Source organism: uncultured Bacteroides sp. (assembly GCF_910578895.1).
In the GTDB taxonomy this organism is placed as follows: domain Bacteria; phylum Bacteroidota; class Bacteroidia; order Bacteroidales; family Bacteroidaceae; genus Bacteroides.
In genome coordinates, this window is record NZ_CAJTSC010000033.1 from 1 (window position 1) to 14,138 (window position 14,138).

The 14,138-nt window shown below is 42.1% G+C and carries 9 protein-coding genes; 4 read left to right on the plus strand and 5 right to left on the minus strand.

Annotated elements, in window-relative coordinates; translation table 11 throughout:
• Positions 1-341: 341 nt before the first annotated feature.
• The 4 genes from cas2 to cas9 form a co-directional block, all read right to left on the minus strand.
• Positions 342-674 (minus strand): CRISPR-associated endonuclease Cas2, encoded by a 333-nt coding sequence (gene cas2 / locus QZ327_RS09420; protein WP_294618806.1) that lies wholly within the window; start codon positions 672-674, stop codon positions 342-344.
• Positions 674-1,612: a type II CRISPR-associated endonuclease Cas1 gene (cas1, locus tag QZ327_RS09425; RefSeq protein WP_294618807.1), complete on the minus strand. Its 939-nt coding sequence runs from the start codon at positions 1,610-1,612 to the stop codon at positions 674-676. Before cas1 ends, cas2 begins: the two co-directional genes overlap by 1 nt.
• Before the next feature lie 137 nt (positions 1,613-1,749).
• Entirely contained in the window at positions 1,750-2,274 is a 525-nt protein-coding gene (locus tag QZ327_RS09430; protein WP_294618833.1) for a BRO family protein, read from the minus strand.
• Between the two features lie 22 nt (positions 2,275-2,296).
• A complete protein-coding gene (cas9, locus tag QZ327_RS09435; RefSeq protein WP_294618834.1) occupies positions 2,297-6,826 on the minus strand; it encodes a type II CRISPR RNA-guided endonuclease Cas9 in 4,530 nt (1,509 codons plus the stop codon).
• A 355-nt stretch (positions 6,827-7,181) separates the two neighbouring features.
• On the opposite strand from cas9, the gene QZ327_RS09440 reads away from it, so the two are divergent.
• The 4 genes from QZ327_RS09440 to QZ327_RS09455 all read left to right on the plus strand — a co-directional run bounded on the left by QZ327_RS09440 (position 7,182) and on the right by QZ327_RS09455 (position 11,424).
• A complete protein-coding gene (locus tag QZ327_RS09440) occupies positions 7,182-8,639 on the plus strand; it encodes a glutamine synthetase family protein (RefSeq protein WP_294618808.1) in 1,458 nt (485 codons plus the stop codon).
• 166 nt (positions 8,640-8,805) lie between these two features.
• A complete protein-coding gene (locus tag QZ327_RS09445; protein WP_294618809.1) occupies positions 8,806-9,078 on the plus strand; it encodes a co-chaperone GroES in 273 nt (90 codons plus the stop codon).
• 41 nt (positions 9,079-9,119) lie between these two features.
• The gene (groL, locus tag QZ327_RS09450; protein WP_294618810.1) at positions 9,120-10,757 is read left to right on the plus strand and encodes a chaperonin GroEL; all 1,638 of its coding nucleotides are present in this window, start codon (positions 9,120-9,122) and stop codon (positions 10,755-10,757) included.
• 448 nt (positions 10,758-11,205) lie between these two features.
• Entirely contained in the window at positions 11,206-11,424 is a 219-nt protein-coding gene (locus QZ327_RS09455; protein ID WP_294618811.1) for a winged helix-turn-helix domain-containing protein, read from the plus strand.
• Between the two features lie 141 nt (positions 11,425-11,565).
• Here the strand turns inward: QZ327_RS09455 and QZ327_RS09460 are convergent, their stop codons facing one another.
• Positions 11,566-14,094: a glycoside hydrolase family 9 protein gene (locus QZ327_RS09460; RefSeq protein ID WP_294618812.1), complete on the minus strand. Its 2,529-nt coding sequence runs from the start codon at positions 14,092-14,094 to the stop codon at positions 11,566-11,568.
• Positions 14,095-14,138: the final 44 nt, after the last annotated feature.

The window sequence follows — 14,138 nt, forward strand, 5'->3', positions numbered from 1 at the left end:
CAGTTAAGAGTTAACAATATGAATATGCAGAATTGTTGTGATTTGCTTTCATTTTAGTATCTTTGAACCATTGGAAACAGTATATATCAAGTAATAGGAAGAATCTTTTGAGTTGTGATTTGCTTTCATTTTAGTATCTTTGAACCATTGGAAACAGTCAAAGATAATGGTAAGAAATGAGATTGCAAGTTGTGATTTGCTTTCATTTTAGTATCTTTGAACCATTGGAAACAGTAGAGTATATATAATAATTTGATATATAAATATTTACATAAAATATTAGAATCTAAAAAAGGATGCCGTTTCCAAGAAAAAATCCCGCTATTATGCGGGATTTTCTTTTAAAACAGCTCCAACTGTTGTCCGGGAGTATTCACATCCACTGTCTTTTTGCCATAAAAAAGCTCAATATTTCCAAATTGCTTGTCCGTAATGCACATAATTCCGACATTTCCATATTCTGGTAAAAAAGATTTAACTCTTTTTATATGTACCTCTGCATTCTCACTACTTGCACAATGACGAACATATATAGAGAACTGGAACATGGTAAATCCATCCCTTTGCAGATTTTTTTTAAAGTCCGCATACGCCTTTTTATCCTTCTTTGTTTCGGTAGGCAAATCAAACAACACTAATACCCACATAATGCGATATTCACTAAATCGGTCCATTACATCTCCGGATAGGATATTTTGCGCAATTCACCGCTGAAACATTTATACAGAGAAGCTGTAGTCTGCCCCACAGCCACCATCAAGGGACTACGCTTTCCCAAAATAACAGTTTCTAATGTAGGAATTGTCAATAACCTCGCTTTCAGTGCTTTCGTCAATTCAACACAATCCAATTCCTTTTCCTTGAACATATCATATACCAGTCTATCCACATACGGACGATAAGGTTCCATTATATCATCTGCCAGACAATAAGCATTATAACGATTATGGTGATGTATCCCTAAAGTAGGCAAAAGTCCACTTGTAACCAATCCACGGGCAACAACTGCCCGCAAAATGGCATACCCATAATTCAACATATTATTAGGAGGAATACCTTCCCTATCTCTTGTAAAGCCCTCTATCTTAAACTTAAACAAGTTCTTCCAATAATAAGCAGCTGCACGAGCCTCCAAGTTATCCGGATCCCCACTCTTCACATCGGCAGCCCATACCTTCATACACTTTATTTCTTCTCCAGCACACTCACGCAATACCACTGCCTGGTTTTCTATTTTAGCTTTTATTGTTTGCTGCCAAAGTTGCTTCATTAATGGTAAAGAAGCACCTAATTGATGACGAAACCTTTCGTTCTGTGTAGTATTCCCATACAAAGGAAGCATTAAACCAACCGGCATACTTTTAGAATCGCAGGTTATAACTGCACAATTATTTTCGAGCAAGGACTCCAACACTCCCGAAGTAATGGTTATCTGCTTATTATCCAATACCACTACTCCAATATCTTCTATTGGTTTAGTTATCTCAGACATTTGCTTGAATCTTTCAGGCAAAGTGCTGTTTTTAACCACTTCCGGCAATTTAATCACCAACTGGGCATTTTTTAAAGACAGATAAACCGGATTTCCAAAATAAAGTGTCTTCTTAATCATAGCATATAGACTTTATACAATTATTTATTCATCATTTTCAGAGAAAGGAAGTTCTAAAGTAGCATCCAGCTTATCGAAATCCGACAGAAAATTTTCAGGAGAGACAACACTTCTACCCAACTCTTTTTTCGACTTGCTCACGAGAGCCACCCCGGCAACGTTTCCGCCATGCTGTGCCACTTGTTTGTTTTTGGTAAATGTATCTTTTCCGTAATTCCCCTTTCCTTCCACTTATCCATCAGATTCTGACGAATGACAATACCTCTCAAGCACTTGTCAATCCAATCTTTGGGATAACCTTCCTGCTCATAAAGTTCCTTCATACGTTCTTGAACCAATGCAGGATTCTCAATTTCCTGCACACGCTCATACCCCACTTGCGCCAACCAAAACTTGAAAGATTCAGCCTTAGGAGAAGGTATGGATTGAATGATACGAAATAAAGCCTGCACATTATCTGCCAAAGTTTTTCTTCTTTCCCCTACATCTATCACCATTTCTATCTGGGGACAATTTGTCCCCAGATCAGTAGCCAGTTCTTCATCCCGTTTTCGCATCTTCTTCAGATAATCTGTAGGATTCACACTATCAGTCAATACACCAAATACATCTACAACAGAGAAATACCATTGCTGTTCTTCCTCGTTCCATACGGAACGAATCTTTTTTTAAAATAACTTTATATTATTCATCTATTCTATACTTAACTTCTATAATACGGCCTAACCTATCAACTCTAATAGGAATACAAATATCTTTTATCATTTCATTACTCCACGCTCTTTGCGCCTTATTATTACTACCCAACTCAACAACAGGAACTATCGGATTAGCCACATTTGCAGGAATGAAATGCCCTTCATTGCCTGTACAACTTACCATCTTATAAATCCTCCCCCTATCTACCGGCTCATTTATCCTACCAAATTCCAGTTCTTCTTCAGTTGGCAGATATACCAAATCATTAGGAGACAGCCAAAACAACAGTTTATCTCCCTTTTCATTTTTATCCGGAACAGGAACAAGTCCTTGTTTCTCACGCTCTATAACCATATTTAAAGGAATAGTCTCATACGTTCTTTTTCCATCTTCTGTCATATAAATAGCGAAAAACAAATTGGTTCCTTTGGCAGCTTCCACCCATTTAGCTCCTTTATTACCAAGTACACCGACTTTAAATTTATTTCCACGTGGTTCATATACTCTTACCTTATATATCGGCTGATGTCTTTTACCATTATTCAGCTGCAAAAGATTACGGTTCATTTCCTCTATGCCTTCCGCAGAAAATGCTAAATCGGGCTTTCCTTCCTTTGCATACAAATGATTCAGAAGTATTTTCTGTATGCCAGTATCCGTTACCGATTCTTTTATTTTCTTCTCATTGAAAGTTGCATCGAGAGATTTACGTACTGCAACCAAAGGCTCTGCCGTATCCTCTGTAAAATAATAAACTGCAATTTTAGCCAAATCCAGTTCCTTCCACAAGAAAGCATTCTCTTTAAAATATTTTTCAATTCTCTTCTTATCATATTTATATGATAACAGTTCAAACACTTTGTTCCTCATTCTTTTGTCAACAATCATGGCAGGAGTATCCAAAGCTACGGATAATCGTACAACTTTTACTTTTCTCAAGTTCACCACTCCAAAGACTGTATCTTTGTGCATCGGTTTACGGATAGCCCAACTATCACCGGTTTTCTGTTTCTCATAAACACGTTTTCCGTCTGTGTCAAAACGCTGATAAACGTTAGTTGTCTTATTTATTATGCGTAAATTCTGCTTCAAACTAACTACAATTTTGCTTAATACCTCCCTCGCGTCTTGCGTAAAAGTATCCCACGGCTTCTTTATAACCCACTTATAATTACCATTATCATCCGTCCTACTCTTGTCACACAACAATCTTTGCAAATCATAACGAGATATTTTCGCATTCCGGCTTGCAGACTCATTACTTAGATAGTTCACATGATTCCGCGTAGCACAAGCTATCACTATTGCATCCATAGCGTGATGCCGATGGTCAATGCGTTTCTTGCTGAATCCTTTTTGATATTCAAGAGGCAACTCCGTTTGAAAAAATTTCTTCCCGCTTTTATTCTCCCAACGCCCAAAGTTCTGAGTATCGGTCAAGGAGTTTAAACGTTCAAAACGAGGATACACAATACTGTTCCAGACATCGTTCATTCCCCAATCCTTTTTCAGCCTGTCCGTCACGCTTCCTGTGCAAACTACGATATTTTTAGAAACAGCCTCCGGTTCATACTCACCGCTATCATTCTTTTCACGAACAATATTTGACAAAAGTCCCTTAATCACTTTACTGATATACCGGCTATCATTCAATTGCCGTTCTATAAATTGTTCGGGAATCTCATCCATCAGCAATTTCTTCATTTTCATGCCCGATTTAGCATATTGTTCTTTTACAAATCTTTCGTAGCTATCCACAGAAAAGATTTCTACCGCTTTCCCAAGGCCCACTTCCACTTTCTGCCCATGATGGTTCTTGATAAATTCATACCCCAGCTGATTGTCTTTCAACTTATTCACAGCAGACTCGCATATCACCTTATTGGAAAATGAATCATCAAAATAGCGGGATTGAGGAATGACATGTTCTATTTCATAAGCAGCAGTAAACAATTTGCCCAAAGGTATCAGCTCACCGGTATAAGGCGAACGATATTTCTGCTCCAGCCATAATTTATAACGCAGGAACTCTGATTTGGTCGGCATCTTACTGCTATTGAACTTTTTCAATATTGCATCTATTTCTTCAGGCAACCGGTCTTCGGCATGTAAAACCGTATCTTCATAAATCCGCAAGATTTCTTGCTGACTCGGTGAATAAGGACGGACATTCTCTATCCCATATTCCGGATTCATGAACTCAGCAAGCAATGCCTTTATACGAAGATTGGCATTCTCATTTTCCAAAATCTGCGCAGTCATTCTTTTACGTTTATCCGCAGGATTTTTCATCTCACGTCCTAACTCTATATGGATTTCATCAATTCTCCCCACCTGCTTCCAAATATCCCTGACAACACGCAATGTTTCGGTTATCACTTGTTCCACAATAGGATTGCGTAATGAATGTTGCTTGAAAGAAGCCAAATAAGCATCAATATCCGCAGGAGTTTCCCATTTGACCGCCTCTTTATCCTCCGAATGACGATTGTACACAATGTAACAAACCAGCCATAATGGAAGCCTCTTAAAACAAGAAATATCTGATAAGTTCATCACCTTATCCCTAACCTTGACGGCTATTCTCTCGTCATACTCACCTGCAACAATCTTTTTGATTCTTTCTTTGGTTGTATCATCAATCAAAGACACATCCCAATATTTTCCGCATCTCATCAAAGGCAGCATTTTTTTTATCGCCTTGGCAGAATAGGCCCCATATTCAGGTTTGAATGGAGGGAACTTCTTAAACGCTTCCACAAAAGATTCATCCAGCCCATTCTTTGCCGCAAAAGTTCGTAAAGCTTTCTCTATTTCCTGTTTGTCGCTTACAGAATATAAAATATGCCATAAAGCCACCTCTTTCTCATTTGACAAGAAATCAATACAAACATCGGCTTTTTCCAAACGGGAAAGAATAGCATGCCGCGTCTCATTACACGGATACGATTTATCTTCCACATAATTCCACCGATAATTACCGATTTCCTTTTTCAGTCCAAACTTAGGGTATTTTAGGAAGACCTTTTGTTCTATTTCCTTCCGAGAATTCATCCAATCAAACAATGCTGCATAATCATCCTCTGTTTTCAGGAACTCTGCTGTCACATCCACATCAAGATGTAAAGTTCCATTTATTTCTTTTTCTTTTTGATATATCCGAATGTTAGAAAGGAAATGCCACAAACGGAACTCTTGAAAAAGAGGGTGTGATTTGGCTATACATTTTAAAGGAGCCTTTTTGATTTCGCCCGTTTCCCTATCTACATATTCATTTTCCTCGTAAGGACAATTGGCTATCAGTGACTTTTTGGTTTTTAACGGCCTTTGATAAAACAAGATATCATCCATTAATAAATATATAAAATCCCGATTAGCTATATTCCTACGTTGCACTTCATTGCTCGGATATAATGCTTCAACACACCTTGCATATAAAGTTCTGTCTTGCAACTCAGCATGGAAAGCACACTGTTTCTGCAATATCAAGTTCAGTTCGTCCCTATAAAGTTTCCGCTCCACCGTCTTCACCAGTTTCCCTATTATTTTTTGTTGCGGTTTCTGCAACAAAGTATCATAAATATAGGTCCCAACTGTCTTATGAGTATTGGCAATGTCAGCTTCAGTCCTTTTCTTTATCAACATCCAGTCATCCTCCTTGGGAGCTCTGAAAGAACGCTTCACCTCACCATATTTATCTAATTTCGGAGTACCATCCGGATTCAAGTCAGTAGTTACAATAAACTCTTTTACTTGACCTTCCCAATCCAAAGGCACATTGCTGCTCCTACGATATATCCACCCGTTCTCCAAATGTACATTATACCATACGTCCCGTCCTTTCTTTTCATCAGTCGCTTCCACTGTCAGCACTTTCAACGCATAAAATTCAACTGATTTCCCGGGATTATCTTCCTCCTCTTCTCCCCTAAGTTGATAATAACCACGTTTCTGATTAAAGTTCAAAAGAATCCAAGCCAATTCTTCCTTGCTAATCATTTTTGTCAAGGCTTTCTTGCGAAGGTAATAAATAGTCCAATCGTAAGGTACCTTTTTACCACCAGAAACCAATGAAGGCTGATGTATTGCAAAATCCGCCAACATTTCATCAAATGCTGCTTGAAATAAAAAAGTATATTTCCCTTGCCCGTCTTTTACCCATGGTAATTTGGGCTCGGCATCGGCTAAGAATTTTCCGGGATATTTCTCAAAATCAACATATTCTAAATAATGCTTGGGTAAAAAGCCTAAAATCTTCAACACTTTATGTAATCGTTCACGACGCAATAGTTGACGCTCGCGCAACCGGCGAACCCCTCTGAGCCGTGTCCTTTCAGATGTTTGTGATATAGAATTCCCTTTGTCAAAATCTCCCAATACAGCGGCATCCATCGGAATAATTCTGCTTCCTGCCATTTCTATCCAAACTCTCTTGGTCTGTTCTTTAATTACAGAATTTATTACAGCCCATCCTACACTATTGGTTCCCAAATCCAATCCAAGTATTGTTTTCATAGCATATATTTTGAGTATTTTCTTCAAAGATATTTTTTTTATTAATACAAACATTGTATTTCCATATTTATTTTATATATTTGCCATACTAAAATGAAGCAAGTCACAATAAGGATTATTCCGTTGTGAAAACATTAGGCTCCCTCGTCCTCAACGGGGGATTTTTTTTTGTCTCTATATATATTTTTTATACGCCAAAAAGAAAAGCAAAACTTCCTACAAACTTCATCTCTCTATTCCATTAAAATCTGCCAAAATCTCACGAATTCTTCCTATATTTGTAATGTATTCATCGGATTACAATTAAAGAAAAACAATTGTTAACCATATCGTAAACTAAAAAACAACTGAAATTATGAATCAGGACTTCTCAATGCATGCCAACCCGTTGGTAGCTAAACTTCAAAAAACGGCTTCCGAATTTACAAAAGCTGACATCGTGTCTTATATCGACGGACGCTTGAAAACTTTGAACTTCGTTATTAATGATGCCGCCTATCTTGACGCGATACTCACGTGTGGGGAACGTGTGGACGGTTCCAGCCTGTTTCCTTTCATAGAAGCGGGCAGCAGCGATTTATACGTAGTACCCCGTTTCCGTACGGCTTTTGTCGACCCCTTTGCCGAGCAGCCTACGCTTTCCATGCTTTGCTCTTTCTTTAATAAAGACGGTCAACCGCTGGAGAGTTCGCCAGAGCATACTTTGCGCAAGGCATGCCGGGCATTTACAGAGGCAACAGGTATGGAGTTTCAAGCTATGGGAGAGTTGGAGTATTATGTCATTTCGGAGGATAACGGCATGTTTCCGGCTACCGACCAGCGTGGCTACCATGAGTCTGCTCCTTATGCCAAGTTCAATGAGTTCCGCACCGCATGTATGGCGTACATCGCACAAGCAGGCGGGCAAATAAAATACGGGCATTCCGAAGTGGGGAATTTTACGCTCAATGGCAAGATATACGAGCAAAACGAGATAGAGTTCCTGCCGGTACGTGCCGAGCAGGCTGCCGACCAACTGGTGATTGCCAAGTGGATTATCCGTAATCTTGCTTATCAATATGGATATGACATTACTTTCGCTCCGAAGATAACTGCCGGAAAGGCGGGTTCCGGGTTGCATATCCACATGCGTATCATGAAGGACGGCAAGAACCGGATGTTGCAAGACGGTGTGCTCTCCGAAACAGCCCACAGGGCGATTGCCGGAATGATGGAACTGGCTCCTTCCATTACTGCTTTCGGCAATACGAATCCTACTTCTTATTTCCGCCTTGTTCCTCATCAGGAAGCACCTACCAACATTTGCTGGGGCGACCGTAACCGTTCCGTACTGGTCCGCGTTCCGTTAGGCTGGTCGGCAAAGACGGATATGTGCATGCTTGCCAATCCTTTGGAAGTGCCAAGCAACTATGATACTACCCAAAAGCAGACTGTGGAGATGCGGTCGCCGGACGGTTCTGCCGATTTGTACCAGCTCATTGCAGGTCTGGCAGTGGCGTGTCGTCATGGTTTTGAAATTTCCGATGCTTTGGAAATTGCGGATAAGACTTATGTGAATGTAAATATCCACAAGAAAGAGAATGAGGGTAAACTGGAACAATTGGCACAGTTGCCCGACAGTTGTGCCGCCTCTGCCGATTGTTTGGAAAAACAACGTGCCGTTTTCGAGAAGTACAATGTTTTCAGCCCTGCCATGATTGATGGAATCATTGCCAAGTTGCGCTCTTATGAGGATAAGGATTTACGTGGTGAGGTTCAGGACAATCCGGAGAAGATGCTGAAATTGGTTGAGAAATATTTCCATTGCGGATAACGGGTGAAGTAGAGATATGTTTGACACCCCTTTCTTGTATTTTTGCCATTTTGTCAGCATTTGTCTGCCATGAGGATTTTGGCACGGTTTTCGTAATTCCTTTATCGCTTGCATAAAGCACATTACTATTACAATAAATTGTATAACATAAATAATAAAAGAAACTATGAACATTAAACCATTGGCAGACAGAGTACTGATACTCCCTGCACCTGCAGAAGAAAAGACAATAGGCGGTATCATTATTCCTGATACGGCAAAAGAAAAACCTTTGAAGGGTGAAGTTATCGCAGTAGGCAACGGAACTAAGGACGAAGAAATGGTGCTGAAGACGGGGGATACGGTGCTGTATGGCAAATATGCCGGTACGGAGCTGGAAGTTGAAGGAACCAAGTATCTCATCATGCGTCAAAGCGATGTTCTTGCTGTGTTGGGATAATAAATTTATAAATAGAAAACTGATAAAATAATAGAGAAATTATGGCAAAAGAAATATTATTCAATATCGATGCCCGCGACCAATTGAAGAAGGGTATCGATACATTGGCAAATGCGGTAAAAGTAACGCTCGGTCCGAAAGGACGTAACGTCATTATCGAGAAGAAATTCGGTGCTCCCCACATCACGAAAGACGGTGTGACAGTTGCCAAAGAAGTGGAATTGGCTGATGCTTACCAGAATACCGGTGCACAATTGGTGAAGGAAGTGGCTTCCAAAACAGGTGATGATGCAGGTGACGGTACAACTACTGCAACTGTATTGGCTCAGGCTATCGTGGCAGAAGGTCTGAAGAATGTAACTGCCGGCGCAAGTCCTATGGACATCAAACGCGGTATCGATAAGGCTGTTGCCAAAGTGGTTGAGTCTATCAAGGGTCAGGCTGAAATGGTAGGTGACAACTACGATAAGATTGAACAGGTAGGTACGGTATCTGCCAATAACGATCCGGTTATCGGTAAACTGATTGCAGACGCTATGCGTAAGGTTTCCAAAGACGGTGTTATCACTATTGAAGAGGCTAAGGGTACGGATACTACTATCGGTGTGGTAGAAGGTATGCAGTTCGACCGCGGTTATCTTTCTGCTTATTTCGTTACCAATACTGAAAAGATGGAATGCGAAATGGAGAAACCGTACATCCTGATTTATGATAAGAAGATTTCCAATCTGAAAGATTTCTTGCCTATCCTTGAACCGGCTGTACAAACAGGTCGTCCTCTGTTGGTAATTGCAGAAGATGTGGATAGCGAAGCGTTGACTACATTGGTTGTGAACCGTTTGCGTTCTCAGTTGAAGATATGTGCCGTGAAGGCTCCGGGCTTCGGCGACCGTCGCAAGGAAATGCTGGAAGACATTGCCGTATTGACAGGTGGTGTTGTAATCAGCGAAGAAAAGGGCTTGAAATTGGAACAGGCTACTATCGAAATGTTGGGTACTGCCGACAAGATTACCGTGTCTAAAGACAATACCACTATCGTAAACGGTGCCGGCGACAAGCAGAACATCAAGGAACGTTGCGAGCAAATCAAAGCTCAGATTGCAGCTACTAAGTCCGACTATGATAAGGAGAAGTTGCAGGAACGTCTGGCTAAGTTGTCCGGTGGTGTGGCTGTCCTGTATGTAGGTGCTGCATCCGAAGTAGAGATGAAAGAGAAGAAAGACCGCGTAGACGATGCTCTCCGTGCCACTCGTGCCGCTATCGAAGAAGGTATCGTAGCTGGTGGCGGTGTGGCTTATATCCGTGCCCTCGAAGCATTGGAAGGCCTGACTGGTGACAATGCCGACGAGACTACCGGTATCCATATCATCCAGCGTGCCATCGAAGAGCCTTTGCGTCAGATTTGCGCCAATGCAGGCAAGGAAGGTGCTGTGGTAGTACAGAAGGTACGTGAAGGCAAGGCTGACTTCGGTTACAATGCACGTACCGATGTTTATGAAAACCTGCATGCTGCCGGTGTGGTAGATCCTGCCAAGGTAACTCGTGTGGCTCTTGAGAATGCCGCTTCTATCGCAGGTATGTTCCTTACTACAGAATGTGTAATTGTTGAAAAGAAAGAAGATAAGCCCGAAATGCCGATGGGTGCTCCCGGAATGGGTGGCATGGGCGGAATGATGTAATATCGTTTTTCCTTCGTTTTTTGATTATATAAGGCGACCGCGACATCTTTTGAAAAGGTGTCGCGGTCTTTTTTATTGGTTTGTTTTTGATTGCCTGTTTTAGTTGTGTCAACAGGTAAGAGTGTGTAAAATTGCGAAACTGTTACAAAAGTGATTAATTTCCGTATCTTTTGTCCGTTTTCTGTGTTGTTGATTTAAAGCCTGTTTAAATTTTCTTTAAGAAATTTTTCTTCAGCTTCTTTTGAGTCTCTTTCCGGCCTGTTTTACTCTTTTTATTTGTCACATAGCCCGCTATGTTCCTTGTAAAAACAGAAAAACATCCTCGGAAAGAACTCTCAAAACAGTGCTGAACAAAATTTAAATAGGCTCTTAATCTGAATAATGTCTTTATGCTTAGTAAAGATCAACCTGATAATAAACTATTAACCTCTTTAATTGAAAAAGTGAAATGAACAAAAGCGAAATAGGACTGAATGCTTGTAAAGTGTGGCAGTTATTAAGTGATTATGCTAAATGGAGCTATAGTGCGCTGAAAATGAACTCCGGATTGCAAGACAAGGAATTGAGCGCAGCCATTGGTTGGCTTGTCCACGAGGATAAGATTATACTCTCTCAGGAAGAAGATGAACTTTACATCTCATTGGGAGTAAACGTGTATATCGGATAAGTAAAAGTCCCCGGACCTTCGCAGGCAGGGGACTTGGTTTAAAACTTTCCCTCTCTTGGGGGTGAGAAGGAAATCTGCTGAAAACAAACTGATTGATTTTACCTTAAATACCTATTCTTGATAACCTTTTAACTAACCTTTTTATAATGCCGAGTCTGTTTTGATGCCTGTTGCTTGGAGCACAGGAACAAATGTATAGCCTTTACGTTTCAGTGTTTTTATCAATTTGTCCAAATGACCGTTGTAGAACTTATCCGTACGGCGGTCGTCAGTTCCGAAGTGTATCAGCATCAAGTGTCCGTTCAATCCTTCTTTTTTTTCAATTTCCATGATTTTGTCATAGATGAACTTGCTGCTCCGGTATTTCGGTCCCATATCGGGGGTGGTGTAATCTGCATTGCTCATAGTACCTGGGGTATAGTTGATGACTTGTATTCCCATGCTTTTTGCCCAGGCGGCTATCTCTTTGTTGTAATATTCGTAGGGTGGGATGTATATGGGAGCATCTTTGTATGCGATACCTGCCTTGCGCATAATCTCGTAACTTTTCAGCATGTCCTTTTCAAAGTCTTCACGGGTCACCAATAAGGAGTCGCGATTTCCCCAGGGCATGTAAAGCAGATGTCCATAACTATGGCTACCTACCAGGTGTCCTTCATCAAGAAGGCGTTTTACTACTTCGGGATAAAGTTCGTAAAATTCGCCGGTGAAGAAGAAACCGCCTTTTATGCCGTGTTTTTTCAAAGTGCTGATAATGGCATCGGCGCCGTCTGCCTTGTCGGCTGCTGTGAACACAAGGCTGATTTGTTTCTTTGAGGGGTCCGTACGTATGATGCCTCCATTGACGTATATGTTCTTGTCTGCCGGGATACAGGCTTGCTTCATGCCTTCCTTCTGCATGGCAGAGAGGTAGTAAGTAAGGCAGGCGGTTCCGTCCATGGTAGGTTCGTTGGTGGAATAGTCATGGATTGCATCGTGGTATACCATCAAATCCGGTTGAAAACGTTCGTAATCTTGTCCGGGTATGCCGGGAATGCCGGTCATGTTGACACCCCGCAGGCTTTCGAAGATGCTGCGGTATACAGGTCCGTCCACCAGTCCGCCTGTCGTGTTGCCCACACCTGCATTGAGCAGGGAAGAGTGGGGTTGTGAAGGATAATCGCCGTAAAGCGGCAGTTCCACAATCATGCTTGTGCCCCACGGATTGCATCCGAACAGCCAGTCGCGCAGGGAGGCTTCCATTTCGGCATAAGTCTCATCGCCGGTGGTCTCACGATACAGACGGCATTGTGTCAACATGGCAGTCGTCAGGTTATTGGAACACCAGATATAGGGAATGCCGTGCAGAAAGGGACTTTCAACGGCTTTTTCGTAGGTACGTGCAATTCCTGTACGCATATTGCGGGTGAACTCTTTACTGATGTGCCGGTTGTTTACGGTAGCCAAGTGATAGTGTCCCATATTCATAAACGGATACCACTGGTAGTGACGGGCACTGTCGGCGCCCATCCACGGAGTGACAGGTTCGCGACGTCCGTACTCGATGGCTTGCGACAGGTATTCGGGGTTACCGGTAGCTTTGTACAGTTCCATCGCTCCGAGTTCCATATCGTCTACCCAGTTGTCCTCTTCATAGATATAGGGCGATTTTACGGAAGCGGTCTGGCAGGCTCCGGGCTGCTTTATACCTTCCTGATAAGCGGCATCGGCTTTTTCACCGATTTCAGCGGCAAATTCAGGATAGAAATCTTTCAGTATCTTGGCTCCCAAGGCAAAACAAGAGGCAAACTTGCCGGCTGTGCTTGCTACGCCTGTAGTGGCATTTATAAATTTCCCGCGTACTTGAGGCTTACCGTTGCAAAAATAAACAGGGCGGCCTTTGCCCGGTCCGTAACCGTAATCCACTTCGTCTTTGTTGGGCAGGCGCATGCCGGCATGGTCGCGGTCGTCGGCAATCTGGTTATACAGTTCGCCGGGAGCGGGGTTCATGCGATTCAGCCAGTCCAATCCCCATTTAATTTCGTCCACAATGTCGGGGATGCCATTTGCACCCGGCAATCCGTTTGCATCGTAAGCATCGCCGAATGCTTCGGGATTTTCCTGATAGGCAAACATCATCTGGTATATGGCGTTGGCGGAAGTCGTGGTATATTGCAGGTAATCGGTCGCATCGTGCCAGCCGCCGCGCACATCAATATGCTGCCCGGTTTTTGTAGGGTGGTACACTATATAACCGTCGTGCACATGGCAACTGTCCTTCAGGAACGGATTGTAACCGCAACGTTGCTGGCGCATGTAGTGCAGCAGGAAATCGGCTGTGCCGTTATAGACTTGCGCATTGATCGGGAAGCGTGGAGAAACGGCTTTGCCTGCTTTCAGATAATACGTACCCGGTGTCTGGAAGTTGCTGAAGTCCAATCGGTAGGTGCTGTTCATGCCGCCTAATTTGCCGGTAGCTTTCGGAGTGGTAAAAGTACGTACTGTTTCTCCGGTAAATGCGTCGACCAATGCGTATTCTTTTACGTGGGTTTCCGCTTCGCTCATAAATACTGCTACTTTGATGGATTGGGGAAGATAGCCAAGTTGGTTAATTCTAATCCACTCCTCTGCCTTGCACGGGAGTGTGATAAATACCGAAATGAGTGTTAAGAGCCGATAATAAGTTTTCATAAGGGGCTTTGTTTTATTTAAGGTTGGGGGAATTGTGCAAAAAC